Origin of the sequence: Corynebacterium jeddahense (assembly GCF_028609865.1) — a bacterium.
Taxonomy (GTDB): Bacteria; Actinomycetota; Actinomycetes; order Mycobacteriales; family Mycobacteriaceae; genus Corynebacterium; species Corynebacterium jeddahense.
Genome location: NZ_CP063194.1, coordinates 1,405,502 through 1,424,181 on the forward strand (window position 1 = coordinate 1,405,502; position 18,680 = coordinate 1,424,181).

The 18,680-nt window shown below is 69.9% G+C and carries 17 protein-coding genes; 10 read left to right on the top strand and 7 right to left on the bottom strand.

Annotation, left to right across the window (positions count from 1 at the left end):
- Position 1: 1 nt before the first annotated feature.
- From sufD to CJEDD_RS06890, 3 genes are read right to left on the bottom strand one after another with little or no spacing between them, the layout of a single operon-like run.
- Complete coding sequence (sufD, locus tag CJEDD_RS06880; RefSeq protein WP_042404763.1) at positions 2-1,183, bottom strand: Fe-S cluster assembly protein SufD; 1,182 nt, start codon at positions 1,181-1,183, stop codon at positions 2-4.
- Entirely contained in the window at positions 1,184-2,731 is a 1,548-nt protein-coding gene (sufB, locus tag CJEDD_RS06885) for a Fe-S cluster assembly protein SufB (RefSeq protein ID WP_415857844.1), read from the bottom strand. It lies immediately after the preceding gene.
- A complete protein-coding gene (locus tag CJEDD_RS06890; protein ID WP_232297645.1) occupies positions 2,622-3,365 on the bottom strand; it encodes a helix-turn-helix transcriptional regulator in 744 nt (247 codons plus the stop codon). The genes sufB and CJEDD_RS06890 overlap by 110 nt, the downstream gene beginning before the upstream one ends.
- Before the next feature lie 185 nt (positions 3,366-3,550).
- Here CJEDD_RS06890 and mptB point away from each other — a divergent pair, with 185 nt between their 5' ends.
- The 5 genes from mptB to CJEDD_RS06915 are packed head-to-tail and all read left to right on the top strand — an operon-like array spanning position 3,551 to position 8,807.
- Entirely contained in the window at positions 3,551-5,146 is a 1,596-nt protein-coding gene (gene mptB, locus CJEDD_RS06895; RefSeq protein WP_042404819.1) for a polyprenol phosphomannose-dependent alpha 1,6 mannosyltransferase MptB, read from the top strand.
- Positions 5,139-6,065, top strand: coding sequence for an ABC transporter ATP-binding protein (locus CJEDD_RS06900; protein ID WP_042404767.1), 927 nt, complete (start codon positions 5,139-5,141; stop codon positions 6,063-6,065). Before mptB ends, CJEDD_RS06900 begins: the two co-directional genes overlap by 8 nt.
- Positions 6,065-6,838, top strand: coding sequence for an ABC transporter permease (locus CJEDD_RS06905; RefSeq protein ID WP_042404769.1), 774 nt, complete (start codon positions 6,065-6,067; stop codon positions 6,836-6,838). The genes CJEDD_RS06900 and CJEDD_RS06905 overlap by 1 nt, the downstream gene beginning before the upstream one ends.
- 45 nt (positions 6,839-6,883) lie before the next feature.
- The gene (locus tag CJEDD_RS06910; protein WP_042404771.1) at positions 6,884-7,846 is read left to right on the top strand and encodes a COX15/CtaA family protein; all 963 of its coding nucleotides are present in this window, start codon (positions 6,884-6,886) and stop codon (positions 7,844-7,846) included.
- A 1-nt stretch (position 7,847) separates the two neighbouring features.
- Positions 7,848-8,807, top strand: a complete 960-nt coding sequence (locus CJEDD_RS06915) for a quinone oxidoreductase family protein (RefSeq protein WP_042404774.1) — start codon at positions 7,848-7,850, stop codon at positions 8,805-8,807.
- Here the strand turns inward: CJEDD_RS06915 and CJEDD_RS06920 are convergent.
- Positions 8,804-9,718 carry a heme o synthase gene (locus tag CJEDD_RS06920; protein ID WP_042404775.1) on the bottom strand — a complete coding sequence of 305 codons (915 nt, stop codon included), beginning with the start codon at positions 9,716-9,718 and terminating at the stop codon, positions 8,804-8,806. The two genes, CJEDD_RS06915 and CJEDD_RS06920, sit on opposite strands and share 4 nt — an antisense overlap.
- A gap of 159 nt (positions 9,719-9,877) precedes the next feature.
- Here CJEDD_RS06920 and tkt point away from each other — a divergent pair, with 159 nt between their 5' ends.
- Genes tkt through pgl form a run of 5 tightly spaced genes read left to right on the top strand, consistent with a single transcriptional unit; the run spans position 9,878 to position 16,318 of the window.
- Entirely contained in the window at positions 9,878-12,049 is a 2,172-nt protein-coding gene (gene tkt, locus CJEDD_RS06925; RefSeq protein WP_081764450.1) for a transketolase, read from the top strand.
- Between the two features lie 6 nt (positions 12,050-12,055).
- A complete protein-coding gene (tal, locus tag CJEDD_RS06930; protein WP_042404778.1) occupies positions 12,056-13,147 on the top strand; it encodes a transaldolase in 1,092 nt (363 codons plus the stop codon).
- A gap of 1 nt (position 13,148) precedes the next feature.
- Entirely contained in the window at positions 13,149-14,687 is a 1,539-nt protein-coding gene (gene zwf / locus CJEDD_RS06935) for a glucose-6-phosphate dehydrogenase (protein WP_081764448.1), read from the top strand.
- A 19-nt stretch (positions 14,688-14,706) separates the two neighbouring features.
- Positions 14,707-15,636 (top strand): glucose-6-phosphate dehydrogenase assembly protein OpcA, encoded by a 930-nt coding sequence (locus CJEDD_RS06940; RefSeq protein ID WP_042404782.1) that lies wholly within the window; start codon positions 14,707-14,709, stop codon positions 15,634-15,636.
- Complete coding sequence (gene pgl / locus CJEDD_RS06945; protein ID WP_052333688.1) at positions 15,626-16,318, top strand: 6-phosphogluconolactonase; 693 nt, start codon at positions 15,626-15,628, stop codon at positions 16,316-16,318. The genes CJEDD_RS06940 and pgl overlap by 11 nt, the downstream gene beginning before the upstream one ends.
- 13 nt (positions 16,319-16,331) lie before the next feature.
- Here the strand turns inward: pgl and secG are convergent, their stop codons facing one another.
- The 3 genes from secG to CJEDD_RS06960 all read right to left on the bottom strand — a co-directional run bounded on the left by secG (position 16,332) and on the right by CJEDD_RS06960 (position 18,640).
- Positions 16,332-16,568, bottom strand: coding sequence for a preprotein translocase subunit SecG (gene secG, locus CJEDD_RS06950; RefSeq protein WP_042404784.1), 237 nt, complete (start codon positions 16,566-16,568; stop codon positions 16,332-16,334).
- A 73-nt stretch (positions 16,569-16,641) separates the two neighbouring features.
- On the bottom strand, positions 16,642-17,415 hold the full coding sequence (gene tpiA, locus CJEDD_RS06955) for a triose-phosphate isomerase (RefSeq protein ID WP_042404786.1): 774 nt from the start codon (positions 17,413-17,415) through the stop codon (positions 16,642-16,644).
- Positions 17,416-17,428: 13 nt separating this feature from the next.
- Complete coding sequence (locus CJEDD_RS06960) at positions 17,429-18,640, bottom strand: phosphoglycerate kinase (protein ID WP_042404788.1); 1,212 nt, start codon at positions 18,638-18,640, stop codon at positions 17,429-17,431.
- Positions 18,641-18,680 lie beyond the last annotated feature (40 nt).

Genomic DNA, 18,680 nt, shown 5'->3' on the forward strand with positions numbered 1-18,680 from the left:
TTTAGTTTTCGTTGCGCTCGAGCTCGCCGGCGACGCGGGCGATGAGCTCGTCGCGGACCGACTCGACGGGGATCTGGTTGAGGACCTCGTTGAAGAAGCCGCGGATGATCAGGCGGGTGGCGTCTTCCTCGCGGATGCCGCGGGAGCGCAGGTAGAACAACTGCTCGTCGTCGAAGCGGCCGACGGTGGCGGCGTGGCCTGCGCCGGCGATCTCGCCCGTCTCGATCTCCAGGTTCGGGATCGCGTCGGCGCGCGCGCCGTCGGTGAGCACGAGGTTGCGGTTCGTCTCGTAGGTGTCGGTGCCGGTCGCCTCGGCGCGGATGAGCACGTCGCCCACCCAGCAGGTGCGCGCCTCCGGCAGCGGGGAGGACTTGTCGCCCTGCAGCGCGCCCTTGTACAGCACGTTGGAGCGGCAGTTTGGCACCTTGTGGTCGACGAGCAGGCGGTTCTCGATGTACTGGCCGGCGTCGGCGAAGTACACGCCGGTCAGCTCGACGTCGCCGCCCGGCGCCTCGAACGCGACGCGCGGGGTGATGCGCACGACCTCGCCGCCGAACGTGGCCACGTGGTGGCGCAGGGTCGCATCGCGCTTCACGACGATCGACTGCTGCCCCACGTGCACCGCGTCGGTGTTCCAGTCGGCGTCGACGACGGCGTTGACGCGGGATCCCTCGCCGATGACCCAGTTGATGTTGTCGGCGTGGGTGCCGGAGCCCGCGTAGCGCACCACGACGGTCGCCGTCGAGTTCGCGCCCGTCTGGATCATGACGGTGCCGAACGTGGTCGCGTCGAGCCCGGCGCCGGTGACGGTGACGGTCACCGGCTCAGTCAGCTCCGCGCGGTCGGGCACCGTGATGAGGGTCGCCGATTCGGACGATGTCCAAGCCTGGGCCGCGATGCGGTCGACGGGGGCACCGGCGGCGGTGACGCGATCGTCGTCAAGCGAGACCTGCTCGACGGTCACCTCGGACGGGCCCTCGACCGCGATCTGGGCGGGAGCCTGCGCGGCGAACGTGCCGTTGTGCAGGCCACGCAGGCGGCGCAGGGAGACGAAGCGCCACACCTCGTCGCGGCCGCCCGGGACCTCGAAGTCCTCCACGTCGAAGGAGGTGAACAGGTCGCCCTTGTTGTTGTGCGTCGTGGCGTTGCGAACTACGTTCGCAACGGTTTGCTGGTCGGACATTTAGCCCACCGATCCTTCCATTTGCAGCTCGATGAGGCGGTTGAGTTCGAGGGCGTACTCCATCGGCAGCTCCTTGGCGATCGGCTCGACGAAGCCGCGCACGATCATCGCCATGGCCTCCTCCTCGGGGATGCCGCGGGACATGAGGTAGAACAGCTGGTCCTCGGAGACCTTGGACACCTTCGCCTCGTGGCCGAGCGTGACCCGGTCGTTGCGGATGTCGTTGTAGGGGTACGTGTCGGAGCGCGAGATGTCGTCGACGAGCAGCGCGTCGCACTCGACGTTGGAGACGGAGTGGTGCGCGTTAGCGTTGACCTGCACCAGTCCGCGGTAGGCGGCGCGGCCGCCGCCGCGAGCCACCGACTTGGACACGATGGACGAGGAGGTGTGCGGCGCCATGTGCGTCATCTTCGCGCCGGTGTCCTGGAACTGGCCCTCGCCAGCGAACGCGACCGAGAGCACCTCGCCGCGGGCGTGCTCGCCGGTCATCCACACGGCCGGGTACTTCATGGTCACCTTCGAGCCGATGTTGCCGTCGACCCACTCCATGGTCGCGCCCTCCTCGGCCTTGGCGCGCTTGGTCACCAGGTTGTAGACGTTGCCCGACCAGTTCTGGATGGTGGTGTAGCGGCAGCGCCCGCCCTTCTTCACGATGATCTCCACCACCGCGGAGTGCAGCGAGTCCGACTTGTAGATCGGGGCGGTGCAGCCCTCGACGTAGTGCACGTACGCGTCCTCGTCCACGATGATGAGGGTGCGCTCGAACTGGCCCATGTTCTCCGTGTTGATGCGGAAGTACGCCTGCAGCGGGATGTCCACGTGGACCCCCGGCGGGACGTAGATGAAGGACCCACCCGACCACACGGCGGTGTTGAGCGCCGAGAACTTGTTGTCGCCGGCCGGGATCACTGAGCCGAAGTACTCCTTGAACAGGTCCTCGTGCTCGCGCAGGGCGGTGTCGGTGTCGACGAAGATGACGCCCTTTTCCTCGAGGTCCTCGCGAATCTGGTGGTAGACCACCTCGGACTCGTACTGCGCCGCGACGCCGGCGACGAGGCGCTGCTTCTCCGCCTCGGGGATGCCCAGCTTGTCGTAGGTGTTCTTGATGTCCTCCGGCAGGTCGTCCCAGCTCGCCGCCTGCTGCTCGGTGGAGCGCACGTAGTACTTGATGTTGTCGAAGTCGATGTCGGAGAGATCCGCACCCCACGTCGGCATGGGCTTCTTGTCGAAGATCTCGAGGGCCTTGAGACGCTGGTGGAGCATCCACTCCGGCTCCCCCTTGATGCGGGAGATGTCGCGCACCACGTCCTCGTTCAGGCCGCGGCGCGCGGAGGCGCCGGCGACGTCGGAGTCGTGCCAGCCGTAGTTGTAGGCGCCGATGGACTCGATGATTTCGTCGTCGTTCATCGGCTTTTCAAGGCCTGGCGTGGGCTTCACTTCAGTCATTGTCAGCCGCTCCTTTCGTGTGAGTTCTCGCCGCAGCGGCGAGTGGGATGTTGGTTGTGCAGACGCCGTGCCCGTCCGAGATGAGGGCGAGCGGTTGCACATGCGTATCGACGAGCTTCGCCAGCACCTCGTGCTCCGCCTCGCAGAACTCGGGGTAGGCTGCCGCGACCGCGGAGACCGGGCAGTGGTGCTGGCAGATCTGGATGCCGGCGGCCGTGCGCCTGAGGCTGGGCACGTACCCGTGCGCCTCGAGCGCGGCGGCGACGCGGCGCACCGCAGCCTCGGATGGGCCGGTGGCCTCGGAAGGCACCGTCGCCTCGTCCCGGGAAACGGGCTCGACCCCGGCGAAGATCCGCTCCGCCCGGGCCTGCGCGAAGCGGCGCACCGCGTCCTCGCCCCCGAGCTCGGCGATGAGGTCGACGGCCTCGACCGCGAGCGCGTCGTAGTCCGACCCGAACTGCGCCCGCCCCGCGGCGGTGAGCCGGAAGTGCTTCGCCGGCCGGCCCCGGCCCTGCTCCTCCCCGGCGACCGCGCGGGGCGCGCAGGTCTCGGCGAGGCCGTCCTCGACGAGCCTGTCCAGGTGGCGGCGCACCCCCGCGGTGGAGAGGCCGAGCTCGTCCGCCACGTCGGCCGCCGCGACCGGGGCACGTTTCAGCAGCACCGACATCACCTGCGAGCGGGTCTCCCCGCCGCCGCGGGAGGGAGACGCCGCCGGCTGCGTTGGTGTGAGCACCACGGTGACACCCCTTTCGCTTCGTTCGTGCTTGGGCAGCTGCCTTTTCACAACACTAGTGTGCCGAAAATATTTCGGCAGCACCGGGGCGCGCGTTCGCCGGCGCCGGCCCCTTAGAATGTCGAGCCGTGACCACCCCGCCCGCCAGCCGCCGCCCGCGCACCTCCGTCGCCGGGGAGCTGCCCCGCATGGGCCACCCCGGCTCGCGCTCGGCGCAGCTGCACGTCAGCGGCCGCACCGCCACGCTCGCGGGCCCGCCGCGGGAGCGGGCGCGCTTCCAGGCGCTGCGGCTCCTCGGGCTCGTCGGCACGATGCTCATCGCCCTCGGCGCGGTCGGGGGCGGGGCGCTGCCGGTCGTGGAAAACCCATGGTTCCGCGGCCCGCTCGGCGCGCTCATGAGCCCGATGATGCTCGCCTCGAGCTCGCTCGTCCTCGTCGGCACCGGTTGCCTCGTCGCCGCGTGGCTGTGCATGGCTCCCTTCGTCGGGGCGTCCGCGGGGCCGCCGCGTATCGACGCCCCAGTGGTCCTGCGCACCTTCATCGCCTGGGTCCTGCCGCTCATGGCCACCGCTCCCCTGTTCACCCAGGACATCTACTCGTACCTCGCGAACGGCTCGATCGTGCGCCAGGGGCTCGACCCCTATTCGGCGGGCCCCGTCGAGCTGCTCGGCGTCGACCACCACCTCGCCCGCTCCGTGCCCTTCATCTGGGCGCACTCGCCGAGCCCGTACGGCCCGGTGGCGCTCGGGATCGCCGGCGCGATCTCCTCGCTCACCGGCGACTCCATCTTCTGGGGCGTGCTCGACCACCGCGTGGTCTCTGTCGCCGGGATCCTCGCGGCGGCCTGGGGCATCGCGGCGCTGGCGCGACGCTGTGGCGTGGCGGTGCCGGCGGCGCTGTGGCTCGGGGTGCTCAACCCGCTCACCGTTCTCCACCTCGTCGGCGGCATCCACAACGAGGCCGTCATGATGGGCTTCGTCCTCGTCGGTTTCGAGGTGGGGCTGCGCGGCATCGACGCCCTCCCCCGCACTCGCGGGTGGGTGCTCGTGGCGGCCTCGGGCGTCCTGCTCAGCTGCGCGGGGCTAGTGAAGGTGAGTGGGTTCGTCGGGCTCGGGTTCACCGGCATGGCGCTCGCGCGGGCGCTGCGCATCGACGGCCGGCTGCGCGGCCCCGCCGCGCTCGGCGCCGCGGCGGCGGTGCAGGCCGCGGCGCTGCTTGCCACCTCGGTGGCGGTCTCGCTCGGGACCGGCATCGGCTTCGGGTGGGTCACGGGGCAGGGCGGAGCTGCGTCGATACGCAGCTGGCTCTCGCTCACCACCGACATCGGCGTGGCCAGCGGCGCGCTCGGCATGCTGCTCGGGCTCGGCGACCACACCGGCGCGATGCTCACCGTGACGCGCTCGGCGGGGCTCGCCGTGGCGGCCGCGTTCATGGCGCGCATGCTGTGGGCGACGTACCGGGGCGCGATCCACCCGGTCGGCGGGCTCGGGGTGGCCACGCTCGTGCTCGTCGTCCTCTTCCCCGTCGTGCACCCGTGGTACCCGCTCTGGGCGATCCTGCCGATGGCGGCGTGGGCGAACCGGCTCTTCTTCCGCGCCTCGGTCGCCGGCTACAGCGCCCTGGTAAGCTTCCTCGTCCTGCCGCGCGGGCTGCGGCTGCAGCCGCCTGCGATCGCGACGATCTACGGCTGCGCCATCGTCGGGTTCGCGCTGCTCGTCGCGTGTGTCTGGCTCGTCTTTCGGGTCCGCGGCCGGGCCAGGTCTACACTCAAGGTCCATGAGTGACAGCGCCCTCGTCGTCGACAACGTGGTGAAGCGTTTCGGCGACAAAACGGCGGTCGACGGGCTCTCCTTCAGCGCGCGGCGCGGGCAGCTGCTCGCGTTGCTGGGCCCGAACGGCGCCGGCAAGACCACCACCATCGAGATGTGCGAGGGCTTCACGCAGCCCACCTCGGGGCGCATCGAGGTGCTCGGCATCGACCCCGTGGCCCACCCGCAGCAGGTGCGCGACCGCATCGGCATCATGCTGCAGGGCGGCGGCTCCTACGCCGGCCTCTCGGTCAGGGAGATGCTCAAGCTCGCGGCGAGCTACAACCGCAACCCCCACGACCCAGCGTGGCTCATGCGGCTGCTCGGGCTCGAGGGTGTCGCGGGCACGACGTACCGCCGGCTCTCCGGCGGCCAGCAGCAGCGCCTCTCACTCGCGCTCGCGATGATCGGCCGGCCCGAGCTCATCTTTCTCGACGAGCCGACGGCCGGCATGGACGCCCAGTCCCGCCTCGCGGTGTGGGACATTATCTCGGCGATGAAGCGCGACGGGGTGACCGTCGTGCTCACCACGCACCTCATGGACGAGGCGGAGACCCTCGCCGACGACGTGGTCATCATCGACCACGGCAGCGTCGTCGCCCACGGCACACCCGCGGATCTGACGAGCCACGAGGAGTTTCCCGTCATCGCGGTGGAGACCGCGGAAGAGCTCGACCTGCGCCCGCTCAACGCGGAGCTTTCGCCCCTCGGGCTCACCGCGGAGACCGTCCGCCCGCACAGCTACCGGGTGCGCGGCAACGGGTCGCCGGAGGTCGTCGAGAAGCTGGCGAGCGTGGCGGCGCGGCAGGGCGTGCTCATCCGGGAGCTGTCGGTGTCGCACCGCAACCTCGAGGACGTGTTCCTCGACATCACGGGAAAGGAGCTGAGGAGCTAATGGAAACTAAGGACGTGTTGCAGCCCGGCGTGTTCGCCCCCGCCCCGCAGCGGGCCTCGTTCGCCGCGATGGCGACGGCGCAGGGCCGCGTCGAGGCGAAGCTCATCCTCAGCCACGGCGAGCAGCTGCTGGTCAACCTGGTCATCCCCGCGGCGATCCTGTTCGCCGCGCACTTCGCGCCGATCCTCGGCGACAACACCGACTTCAACCTGCTCGTGCCCATGGTCTTCGCCATCGCCGCGACCGGCGCCGGCTTCACCGGCCAGGCGATCGCGGTCGCGTTCGACCGCCGCTACGGGGCCCTTAAGCGCACCGGCGCCTCCGGCGTGCCGGCGTGGACGATCATCGTGGGCAAAATCCTCGGCGTGCTCGCGATGGTGGTGGTGCAGATCGTCGTCCTCGGCGCCATCGCGCTCGCGCTCGGGTGGCACGTCTCCGTGGGCGGGGCACTGTTCGGCCTGGTCACCCTCCTCTTCGGCGTGTCCGCGTTCACCGCGATGGGCCTGCTCATGGGCGGGACGCTGAGCTCGGAGATGGTCCTCGCGCTCGCGAACCTCATCTGGCTCGTGCTCATGGGCATCCTCGGCTGGGTGGGCTACGCCGGCGACATCGCCGACGCCGGGTGGTGGAACGCGGTGCCCACCGTCGCGCTCGCCGGGGCCCTCGACCAGGCGCTGCAGCTGCACGTGAACTGGCCGGCGTGGGCCTCGCTCGCGGCGTGGGCCGTGGTCTCCATCACCGCAGCCGTGCGCCTGTTCCGGTTCGACGGCTAGGGGCGATACACTGCACCAGAACATCGTCCGAAAGTTGGAGACATTGTGAGCACCACCACCGCCGACCACCCCGCAACCGGCCGCGGCGCCGCCTGGAAAGAGGCGTGGCGCGACCCGTCGCTGCACATGCAGCGCACCCTCGCCATGGTGCTACTGCTGTGCCAGGGCGGGATCACCGTGACCGGCTCGCTCGTGCGCGTCACCGGCTCCGGGCTCGGCTGCAACACGTGGCCGCTGTGCCACGAGGGCTCCCTCGTCCCGGTGGAGGGCGCCGCGCCGTGGGTCCACCAGACCATCGAGTTCGGCAACCGGCTGCTCACCTTCGTCGTCGGCGTCGCCGCAATTCTCGTGCTCGTCGCCGTGTACCGCGCCGGGCGCCGCCGCGACATCAAGGCGCTCGCCTGGATCTCGCTCGGCGGCGTCGTGCTGCAGGCCGTCCTCGGCGGCATCTCGGTGCTCCTCGACCTGCGCTGGTGGTCCGTCGCCGTGCACTTCCTGCCCTCGATGGTCCTTGTCTGGGTCGCCGCGATGCTCTACATGCGCCTCGCCGAGCCCGACGGCGCCGCGCCGACGCGCCGCTACCCCGCCCGCGCCCAGCACTGGACCGTCATCGCCGCCGTCGCGCTGTGCTGCGTGCTCGTCACCGGCACGATGGTCACCGGCTCCGGCCCGCACTCGGGCGACTCGGGCGTCGGTATGGACGGCCGCCTCAACCTGGACACGAAGGTGCTCGCCTACGTCCACGCGGTGTGCATGTACCTCTACCTCATCTCCACGCTCATCACCGCGGTGCTCCTCCACCGCACCGGCGCGCCCGAGGACGCGCGGCGCACGTCCTGGATCCTCGTCGGCCTCATCCTCGTGCAGTGGGCCATCGGCGTGACGCAGTTCCGCCTCGGCGTGCCCCGCTGGACCATCCCGGCGCACATCGCGATGTCGTCCACGGTCGTCGCCTTCTCCGCCTTCCTCTTCTCGCACGCGAAGCGCAGGTTGCCTACGCTCGTGTGACATGAAAGCGATCCTCGTTTCCCGCCACGGCGGCCCCGAAGTCCTCGAGTACACCGACGTCGACGCCCCGGTGCCGGGCGAGGGGCAGTTGCTTGTCGACGTCAGCTTCGCCGGCGTCAACTTCATCGACACCTACTTCCGCTCCGGGACCTACCCGTCCGAACCGCCCTACATCCCCGGCACGGAGGGGTGCGGCCGAGTCGTCGACGACCCGCGCGGCGAGATCGCGCCCGGCACCCTCGTCGCGTGGCACGACGCCCCCGGCTCTTACGCGGAGCAGGTGGCGGTGGACCGCAACCGGCTCGTCGCGGTGCCGGAGGGCGTCGCGCCCGAGGTGGCGGCCTCGATGCTGCTGCAGGGCATGACGTCGCACTACCTCCTCCACGGCGTGCGCGAGACGGCCCCCGGGGACACGATGGTGGTCACCGCGGGCGCCGGCGGCGTCGGCCTCATCCTCACCCAAATGGCCGCCGCGGAGGAGGCGACGGTCTACTCGGTCGTCTCCACCGACGAGAAGGAGCGGCTCGCCTACGAGGCGGGCGCGGCGAAGGTGTTCCGCTACGGCCCGTCCCTCGCCGAGGAGATCAAGGCGGAAAACGGCGGGCGCGGCGTCGACGTGGTCTACGACGGCGTGGGCAAGGACACGTTCGAGATGTGCCTCGACGTCGCCCGCCCGCGCGGGCTCGTCTGCTCGTTCGGCTCGGCCTCGGGCGACGTGGAGCCGTTCAAGATCCAGGAGCTCAAGTCCCACGGCGCGCTCTTTCTCACGCGCCCCTCGCTCGCCCACTACGTGGCCACCGATGACGAGTTCCTCATGCGCGCCCAGGCCGTCACCCGCGCCGTCGAGGACGGCACGGTGAAGATCCGGGTCAACCCGCCCTACGAGCTAAAAAACGCCCGCCAGGCCCACGAGGACCTGCAGGCGCGTAGAACCACCGGCTCGGTGGTGCTGGCAGTTTAGAAGAGCAGCTCGCCGACCGTCTGCCAGCCGAGCACGGCGTCGAAGGAGAGGCCGAGGAAGAGCGCCGCGAGGTAGTTGTTCGAGAGGATGAACAGCTTGAGCGGCTTGACGTTCTCGCCGCGAACGATGCCTTGGTGCAGGCGGGTGGCCATGACGAGGAACCAGATGCCCGAGGCGAGGGCGACCACGGGGTAGATCCAGGACGCCGCCGGCACGAGCAGCAGCGAGACGGCCACGGTGAGCCAGGAGTAGATGACGATCTGGCGGCTCGTCTCCTGCGCCGAGGCCACGACCGGCAGCATCGGCACCTCGGCGCGCGCGTAGTCGTCCTTGTACTTCATGGCCAGCGCCCAGGTGTGCGGCGGCGTCCAGAAGAAGATGATCATGAACATCACGACGGCCTGCCACCAGTTGTCCGGCGAGCCGTCGTGGACGTTGTCCCTGATCACGGCCCAGCCGACGAGCACCGGCATGCAGCCCGCGGCGCCGCCCCAGATGACGTTTTGCCAGGTGCGGCGCTTCAGCCACTTCGTGTACACGAAGATGTAGAAGAAGTTCGTGAGCACGATGAAAAACGCCGCGAGCCAGGAGTGGCACAGCAGCCCGAGCCACAGCACGCTGAGCACGAGCATGACCCACGCGAACACCGCCGCCTTCTCCTTGGTCACGGTGTGGCGCACGAGGGGGCGGGCGCGGGTGCGGCCCATCTTCTGGTCGATGTCGTAGTCGGCGACCATGTTGAAGGTGTTCGCCGCCGCGGCGCCCATCCAGCCGCCGAGCAGCGTGCCCAGCACGAGCCAGGGGTGTACCTCGCCGCGATCCGCCTGCAGCATCGCGGGGATCGCGGCGACCAAGAGAAGTTCAATGACCCTCGGCTTCGTCAACGCGAAATATGCCTTGATGGTCTCCAACAACTTTCTCCTTTGCGGTCCGCACGTAGCGCGGGCAATCATACCTTCGGACGATGGTAGACCCTCGCGGCGCAACGCCACGAATCGTGGGCGCGCAGTGTCCCGGAGGCGTCGATACGCACTATGCTCTTCTCCGACCACAACGAAAGCGAGGACCCCATGACGCTGCCCCCCGAATTGCAGGCGATGACGAAGCGGAACTACCCCGCGGACTGGACGGAGACTGACACGAGGGCGGTGGATACGGCCAGGGTGCTCGCTGCCGACGCCGTTGAGCACTGCGGCTCCGGCCACCCGGGCACCGCGATGTCGCTCGCGCCGCTCGCCTACACGCTGTTCCAGCGCGTCATGGACGTCGACCCGGCGGACAAGGACTGGATTGGGCGCGACCGCTTCGTGCTCTCGAACGGCCACTCCTCGCTCACGCAGTACGTGCAGCTCTACCTCGGCGGCTTCGGCCTCGAGCTCGAGGACCTCAAGTCCCTGCGCACCTGGGCGTCGAAGACCCCGGGCCACCCGGAGTACAACCACACCGACCACATCGAGATCACCACCGGCCCGCTCGGCCAGGGGCTCGCCTCCGCGGTGGGCATGGCCATGGCAGCGCGGCGCGAGCGCGGCCTCTTTGACCCGGACGCCCCGGCCGGCGAGAGCCCGTTCGACCACTTCATTTACGTCGTCGCCGGCGACGGCTGCCTGCAGGAGGGCGTGACCTCCGAGGCGTCCTCGCTCGCCGGCACCCAGCAGCTGGGCAACCTCATCCTCTTCTGGGACGACAACCGCATCTCCATCGAGGACGACACCCAGATCGCGTTCACGGAGGACGTGCTCAAGCGTTACGACGCCTACGGCTGGCAGACGCTCACCGTCGAGTCCGGCGAGGACGTTGCCGCGATCGAGGCCGCCGTGGCCGAGGCGCAGGCGGAGACGACGAAGCCGACGATCATCCGGGTAAAGACCGTGATCGGCTACCCCGCCCCGAACCTCATGAACACCGGCGCGGCGCACGGCGCGGCCCTCGGCGCCGACGAAATCCGCGCCGTCAAGGAGGAGCTCGGCTTCGACCCAGCCGTCGACTTCCCCGAGGAGGCCGAGGTCATCGCCCACACCCGCGCACTGCGCGAGCGCGCCGCCGCGAAGCACGCCGCGTGGAACGAGAAGTTCGACGCGTGGGCCGCGGCGAACCCGGAGCGCAAGGCGCTGCTCGACCGCGTGAGCGCCCGCGAGCTCCCGGAGGACTGGGCGAAGGACTTCCCGACCTGGGAGCCGGACGCGAAGGGCCTGGCCACCCGTAAGGCGTCCGAGGCCGCGATCCAGGCCGCCGCGGCCGCGCTGCCCGAGCTGTGGGGCGGCTCCGCCGACCTCGCCGGCTCGAACAACACCCTGATCAAGGGCGCGCCGTCGTTCGGCCCGGAGGCGATCTCCACCGGCAAGTTCCAGGCGGAGCCGTACGGGCGCAACCTCCACTTCGGCATCCGCGAGCACGCGATGGGCGCGGTGATGAACGGCATCGCCCTCCACGGCGGAACCCGCGTCTACGGCGGCACGTTCCTCATCTTCTCTGAATACCTCTACCCCGCCATCCGCGTCGCGGCGCTTTCCGGCATCGACGGCTACTACGTGTTCACCCACGACTCGATCGGTCTCGGCGAGGACGGGCCGACCCACCAGCCGGTGGAGACCCTCGCCGCGCTGCGCGCCATCCCGGACCTCGCGGTGATCCGCCCGGCCGACGCGAACGAGACCTCCGCCGCCTGGATCGCGGCGCTCGAGGCGAAGCCGCAGCCGAAGGCGCTCGCCCTGTCGCGCCAGAACCTCCCGGTGCTCGTGGGCACGAAAGAGAAGGCGTTCGAGGGCGTCGCCCGCGGCGCGTACGTCCTAGTCGAGGAGTCTGCGGACACGCCCGACCTCATCATCATGGCCACCGGCTCCGAGGTGCAGTACGCCGTCGAGGCCGCGAAGATTCTCGAGGCGGAGGGCACCGCGACCCGCGTCGTGTCCATGCCGTCCATGGACTGGTTCATGGAGCAGGACGACGCGTACATCGACGAGATCCTGCCGCGCGACGTCAAGGCCCGCGTCTCGGTCGAGGCCGCGACGTCCATGCCGTGGTTCCGCTTCCTCGGCGAGCACGGCCGGGCGGTCTCGCTCGAGCACTTCGGCGCCTCCGCCCCGGGGGCGGAGCTGTTCGAACGCTTCGGCTTTACGACGGACAACGTTGTGCGCACCGCCCGCGACACCCTCGCGTGCGTGCGGGAGAACCGGAGCGTGGCCACAAGCGTGCGTGTCGGCGACACCGAGTCCGAGCCGACCCGCGGAGACGGAAAGTAGGAGCACATGACTGCAATTGACGACCTGTACGAGGTGGGCACCTCCACCTGGCTCGACGACCTGTCGCGCGAGCGCATCGCCACCGGCAACCTCGGCGAGGTGAAGAAGGACAAGTCCATCGTCGGCGTCACCACCAACCCGGCGATCTTCGCCGCCGCGATGAGCAGCGGCACCCACTACGACGACCAGCTCGCCGAACTGAAGCTCGCCGGCACGACCGCCGACACCGCGGTGTACGCGATGAGCGTGAAAGATGTCCAGGACGCCTGCGACCTCTTCCGGGACACCTACGAGGAGACCGGCGGCAAGGACGGGCGCGTCTCCATCGAGGTGGACCCGCGCTTCGCGGCCGACGAGGCGCAGACCATCGCCCAGGCCCGCGAGCTGTGGCAGCTCGTGGACCGCGAGAACCTCATGATCAAGATCCCGGCCACCGACGAGTCGCTGCCGGCCGTCACGGCGGCGCTCGCGGAGGGGATCTCCGTCAACGTCACCCTCATCTTCTCCGTCGAGCGCTACGCCCAGGTCGTCGAGGCCTACAAGGAGGGCGTCCGCCAGGCAGCGGCGAACGGCAACGACGTCGCGGCGATCCACTCGGTCGCGTCCTTCTTCGTCTCCCGCATGGACACCGAGGTGGACAAGCGCCTCGAGGCGATCGGGACCGACGAGGCCCTCGCGCTGCGTGGCAAGGCCGGCATCGCGAACGCCCGGCTGGCGTACGCGCTGTTCCAGCGCGAGTTCGGGCCCCTGGACGTCGATACGCTGCCTGCCGGCGCGAACGTGCAGCGCCCCCTGTGGGCGTCGACGGGCGTGAAGAACCCGGCGTACCCGGCGACGATGTACGTCACCGAGCTCGCCGGCCCGGACACCGTGAACACGATGCCGGAGAAGACGATCGACGCGGTGCTGCGCGACGGCGGCATCCACGGCGACACCCTCACCGGCACCGAGACCGCCGCCCGCGAGACGTTCGCGGCGCTCGAGGCCGTGGGCATCGACATGGACGACGTCGTGGCCGTGCTCGAGCGCGAGGGCGTGGAGAAGTTCGTGGACGCGTGGCAGGAACTGCTCGATTCCATGACTGCTAGGCTCGCCTAACGTGACGCAACCGCCCCGCCCCTGGTCGAACCCACTGCGCTCAGACGCCGACAAGCGCTTGCCCCAGATCGCCGGCCCCTCGGGGCTGGTGATCTTCGGGGTGACCGGCGACCTCGCCCGGAAGAAGCTGCTGCCGGCGGTGTACGACCTCGCCAACCGAGGGCTGTTGCCCGGCGGGTTCACGCTCGTGGGTTACGGGCGCCGCGACTGGAGCAAGCAGGACTTCGAGGCCTACGTGCGCGAGGCGGTGGACAACGGGGCGCGCACCCCGTTCCACGAGAACGTCTGGCGCCGCCTCGCGGAGGGGCTCGAGTTCGTGCAGGGCAACTTCGACGACGACGCCGCCTTCGACCGCCTCGCCGCCACGCTCGCACGCAGCGACGCGGAGCGCGGCACGGCGGGCAACTGGGCCTACTACCTGTCGGTGCCGCCCGAGTTCTTCGCGGAGGTCGTCCACCAGCTCGACCGCAGCGGCATGGCCCGCGGGAGCGAGGGGCAGTGGCGGCGCGTGATCATCGAGAAGCCGTTCGGCCACGACCTCGCTTCGGCGAAGCAGCTCAACGAGGTCGTTGGCGCCGTCTTCGACGAGCGTTCCGTGTTCCGCATCGACCACTACCTGGGCAAGGAGACGGTGCAGAACATCCTCGCCCTGCGCTTTTCCAACCAGCTGTTCGAGCCGGTGTGGAACTCGCACTACATCGACCACGTGCAGATCACCATGGCCGAGGACATCGGGCTCGGCGGGCGCGCGAGCTACTACGACGGCATCGGCGCCGCCCGCGACGTGATCCAGAACCACCTCATCCAGCTCCTCGCGCTCGTGGCCATGGAGGAACCGACCTCGTTTTCCCCCGCCCAGCTGCGCGCCGAGAAGCTCAAGGTGCTGCGCGCTACCTCGGCGGTCGGCCCGTTCGGCAAGACCACCGCCCGCGGCCAGTACACCGCGGGCTGGCAGGGCTCGCAGCGCGTCGTCGGGCTGCGCGAGGAGGAGGGGTTCGACCCCGCCTCGACCACCGAGACCTACGCCGCCTGCACCCTCCAGATCGAGTCGCGCCGCTGGGCAGGCGTGCCGTTCTACCTGCGCACCGGCAAGCGCCTCGGCCGGCGCGTCACCGAAATCGCGCTCGTGTTCAAAGAGCCCCCGTACCAGCCGTTCACGGCCGGGCAGACGGACCTGCTCACGAACAACGCCGTGGTCATCCGCGTCCAGCCCGACGAGGGCGTGCTCATGCGCTTCGGCTCGAAGGTGCCGGGGCCCGGCATGGAGCTGCGGGACGTGAACATGGACTTCCACTACTCAGAAGCGTTCACCGAGCAGTCCCCCGAGGCCTACGAGCGCCTCATCCTCGACGCCCTGCTCGACGAGTCGAGCCTCTTCCCCACGAACTCGGAGGTGGAGCGCAGCTGGGAGATCCTCGACCCGGTGCTCGAGTACTGGGCCGAGCAGGGCACCCCCGACGAGTACGAGGCGGGCACCTGGGGCCCGGCCTCGGCCGACCGCATGCTGGCCAAGGACGGCCGGACGTGGCGCCGCCCGTAAGCCAGAGAAAGGTTCCGGCATGATCATCGAACTCCCCAACACGTCGACGAAGGCGATCGCCGCCGAGCTCGCGAACGCGCGCGAGAGCCACTCGCTAGCCACGGGCCGCGTGCTCACCCTCCTCGTCGCCATCGACGACGAGGGGCAGTCGCGTATCGACGACACCCTGGCCACCCTCCGCGACGCCTCCTTCGAGCACCCCGCCAGGGTCCTCGTGCTTATCTCCGGCGACCCGGAGGCCCCGCCGCGCCTCGACGCCGAGGTCCGCATCGCCGCCGACGCCGGCGCCTCGGAGGTGGTGGTCATGTGGCTGCGCGGGGAGCTCACGGCGAACCTTGGGGCCGTCGTCACGCCGCTGCTCCTGCCGGACACCCCGGTGGTGGCGTGCTGGCCCGAGAAGGCCCCGGCGCACCCGGGCCAGACCCAGCTCGGGCGCATCGCGCAGCGCCGCATCACGAACCTGCGGCGCGACACGCGCGGGATGACGCTCGAGCGCCTCGCCGCCGGCTACGAGCCGGGCGATTCCGACATGATGTGGTCGCGCATCACCCCGTGGCGCGGCACGGTCGCCTCCGCCCTCGACCGATACCCTGGCCGCGCGGTCCGCGGCGCCGAGATCGCGGGCGCCGCGGGCGATCCGAGCGTCGACCTCGCCGCCGGCTGGCTCGCCTCGAGCCTCGGCGTCGAGGTCGCCCGCCACGAGGCTCGTGGCGCCACCGACTTCCCCATCGCCCACCTCGCGCTGCACTGCGAGGGCGGCGACGTCGAGGTGGCGGTGCAGGACGCCCACACCGTGCGCATCTCCGCGCCGGAGCTGGCGGACTCGTTCGTCGCCGTCGGCGAGCGCACCGACGCGGAGTGCCTCGCCGAGGAGCTGCGCCACCTCGGCCCCGACGCGACCTTCGAGCGCGCGCTGCGCGGGCTGTCGGGGGTGCGCCGTGGGCTATAGGGATCTTGCATCGCTGCTAGACGACGCCACCTCGCGGTTCACCACCCTCACCGCCGGCATCCACGCCGAGGGCCGCGCCGCGCGCGTCGTGCTCACCGGCGGCACGGCCGGCATCGCGCTGCTCGAGCGCCTCGCCGACGCGCCGGTCGACTGGTCGCGCGTCGAGGTCTTCTTCGGCGACGAGCGCAACGTGCCTGTCTCCCACCCCGATTCGAACGAGGGGCAGGCCCGCGCGGCCCTCCTGTCGAAGGTGGGCATCCCGGAGGGCAACATCCACGGCTACGGCCTCGACGGCGGCCCGATGGACGGCGCCGTCGCCCGCTACCGCGACGTGCTGCAGCGCCACGCCACGGGCGGGTTCGACCTCCACCTGCTCGGCATGGGCGGCGAGGGGCACATCAACTCGCTCTTCCCCCACTCCGCGGCCGTCCGCGAGCGCCGCGAGCTCGTCGTCGCCGTGACCGACTCGCCGAAGCCCCCGGCCGAGCGCGCGACGCTCACCCTGCCCGCCGTGCAGTCCGCGGATCACGTGTGGCTGCTCGTCTCGGGCGCGGGGAAAGCGGAGGCCGCCGCGCACGTGTCCGACGGCGCCGCCGCCGCGGAGGCGTGGCCCGTCGCCGGCGCCATCGGGCGAAAAGAAACGGTCCTGTTCGCCACCGAGGACGTCACAGGACCGCGCTAAACGGGCCGGCGGGTTACACCGCGTAGGTCTGGATGAGGTTCAGGCCGATGATGCAGGCGATCCAGATGATCGCCATGAGGATCGTGATGCGGTCGAGGTTGCGCTCCACCGTCGTCGAACCCGACAGGTTGGCCTGCACGCCGCCGCCGAAGAGGCTGGACAGGCCGCCACCCTTACCCTTGTGCAGCAGGACGAAGATGGTCATCAAAATCGCGGCGATCACCAGCACGATCTCAAGCGCAAGCGCCATGTGGGCGTCTCCCCTCGCAATAGGAAATGGTGCAAACTCTTGAAGAGCTTACACCATTAGAAGCCGAATCCCTTTACCGCGTCGCGTTCGCGGCGGCCGCGGCGAGCTTGGCAAAGTCCTGCCCGTCGAGCGACGCGCCGCCGACGAGCCCGCCGTCGACGTCGGGCTGGGTGATGATCTCGGCGACGGTGTCCGCCTTCACCGACCCGCCGTAGAGGATGCGGATCGCGTCCGCCGCCTCGTCGCCCGCGAGTTCGCGCACGAGCTCCCGGATGCCGTGGCAGACCTCCTGCGCGTCCTCGGCGGAGGCGACCTTGCCGGTGCCGATCGCCCAGACCGGCTCGTACGCGATGACCGCGTTGGTGAGGTCCACCCCGGCGAGCGACTCGCGCGCCTGCGTCACGACGTACGAGACGTGCTCCCCCGCCTCGCGCACCTCGAGCGGCTCGCCCACGCAGACGATCGGGGTGATCCCGTGCTCCTGCGCCTTCTTCGCCTTCGCGGCGACCTGCTCGTTCGTCTCGCCGTGGTACTCGCGGCGCTCCGAGTGGCCAACGACCACCCAGCTGCACCCGAGGCGCTCGAGCATCGACGCCGAAATGTCGCCGGTGTACGCGCCGTTGTCGTGCTCGGAAACGTCCTGCGCGCCGTAGGTGATCTTCAGCTTGTCGCCCTCGACGAGCGTCTGAATCGAGCGCAGGTCGGTGAACGGGACGGTGAGCGCGATGTCGACGGCCTCGTAGCCGTCCTTCGGGAACGCGAAGACGAGCTTCTGGGCGCTCTGGATCGCCTCGAGGTGGTCGTGGTTCATCTTCCAGTTGCCCGCGATGAGCGGTGTGCGTGCCATGTGTGATGCCTCCTTACTGCAGCACGGAAACGCCGGGGAGCTCCTTGCCCTCGATGAGCTCGAGGGAGGCGCCGCCGCCGGTGGAGATGTGGGAGAAGCCGTCCTCGTCGAGGCCGAGCGTGCGTACCGACGCCGCCGAGTCGCCGCCGCCGACCACGGTGAAGGAGCCGTTGTCCTTCGTCGCCGCGATCATCGCCTCGGCGACGGCCTTCGTGCCGTCGGCGAAGTTCGGGAACTCGAACACGCCCATCGGCCCGTTCCAGAACACGGTCTTCGAGTCCTTGATGGCCGCGGCGTACTTCTCCGCGGTCTCCGGGCCGATGTCGAGGCCCATCCAACCCTCCGGGATCTCGTCGAGGCCGACGACCTTCTTCTCGGTGTCCTTGTCGAACTCGGCGCCCGCCGCGACGTCGACCGGAAGGAGCAGCTTGTCGCCGTACTTCTCGATGAGCCCCTTGCAGGTGTCCACCATGTCCTCCTGGAGCAGGGACTTCTGCACGTTGTGGCCCTGCGCGGCGAGGAACGTGTAGCACATGCCGCCGCCGATGATGACGGTGTCGGCCTTCTCCGCCAGCGCCTCGATGACGCCGAGCTTGTCGGAGACCTTCGAGCCGCCGAGGACGACGACGTACGGGTGCTGCGGGTTGTCCTTCACGCTCGAGAGGGTCTCCACCTCCTTCTCCACGAGGAAGCCGGCGTAGGCCGGGAGCTTCTTTGCCACGTCGTAGACGGACGCCTGCGCGCGGTGCACCACGCCGAAGCCGTCGGAGACGAAGGCGCCATTGTCAGCGGCAAGCGCCGCAAGCTCTTCGGCGAACGCGGAGCGCTCCGCCTCGTCCTTCGAGGTCTCGCGCGGGTCGAAGCGGACGTTTTCGAGGAGGAGGATCTCACCCTCCGTCAGCCCGTTCGCGCGCTCGTGGGCGTCCTCGCCCGAGACGTCGCCCGCGAGCGGGACGAACTGGCCGAGACGCTCGGACAGGGCCTCGGCGACCGGGGCGAGGGAGTACTTCGGGTTGACCTCGCCCTTCGGGCGGCCGAGGTGCGCCATGACGATCACCTTGGCGCCCCCGTCGAGGAGGGCCTTGAGGGTCGGGATCGAGGCGTCGATGCGGCCCGCGTCCGTGATGTTGCCGTCGTCGTCGAGCGGGACGTTGAAGTCGGAGCGGACGAGGATGTGGCGGCCGTCCACGCCTTCGTCGAGAAGCTGCTGCAGTGTCTTGGTCATGGTTGTCTCCTTTGCTTCGTGAACATGGTCCATCGTATGA

What these genes read in the sequence shown, in the direction of transcription:
- sufD (WP_042404763.1), bottom strand. Translation starts at nt 1,183, where the DNA reads ATGTCCGACCAGCAAACCGTTGCGAACGTAGTTCGCAACGCCACGACG.
- sufB (WP_415857844.1), bottom strand. Translation starts at nt 2,731, where the DNA reads ATGTGCAACCGCTCGCCCTCATCTCGGACGGGCACGGCGTCTGCACAA.
- mptB (WP_042404819.1), top strand. Translation starts at nt 3,551, where the DNA reads ATGGGCCACCCCGGCTCGCGCTCGGCGCAGCTGCACGTCAGCGGCCGC.
- CJEDD_RS06900 (WP_042404767.1), top strand. Translation starts at nt 5,139, where the DNA reads ATGAGTGACAGCGCCCTCGTCGTCGACAACGTGGTGAAGCGTTTCGGC.
- CJEDD_RS06905 (WP_042404769.1), top strand. Translation starts at nt 6,065, where the DNA reads ATGGAAACTAAGGACGTGTTGCAGCCCGGCGTGTTCGCCCCCGCCCCG.
- CJEDD_RS06915 (WP_042404774.1), top strand. Translation starts at nt 7,848, where the DNA reads ATGAAAGCGATCCTCGTTTCCCGCCACGGCGGCCCCGAAGTCCTCGAG.
- tkt (WP_081764450.1), top strand. Translation starts at nt 9,878, where the DNA reads ATGACGCTGCCCCCCGAATTGCAGGCGATGACGAAGCGGAACTACCCC.
- tal (WP_042404778.1), top strand. Translation starts at nt 12,056, where the DNA reads ATGACTGCAATTGACGACCTGTACGAGGTGGGCACCTCCACCTGGCTC.
- CJEDD_RS06940 (WP_042404782.1), top strand. Translation starts at nt 14,707, where the DNA reads ATGATCATCGAACTCCCCAACACGTCGACGAAGGCGATCGCCGCCGAG.
- secG (WP_042404784.1), bottom strand. Translation starts at nt 16,568, where the DNA reads ATGGCGCTTGCGCTTGAGATCGTGCTGGTGATCGCCGCGATTTTGATG.
- tpiA (WP_042404786.1), bottom strand. Translation starts at nt 17,415, where the DNA reads ATGGCACGCACACCGCTCATCGCGGGCAACTGGAAGATGAACCACGAC.
- CJEDD_RS06960 (WP_042404788.1), bottom strand. Translation starts at nt 18,640, where the DNA reads ATGACCAAGACACTGCAGCAGCTTCTCGACGAAGGCGTGGACGGCCGC.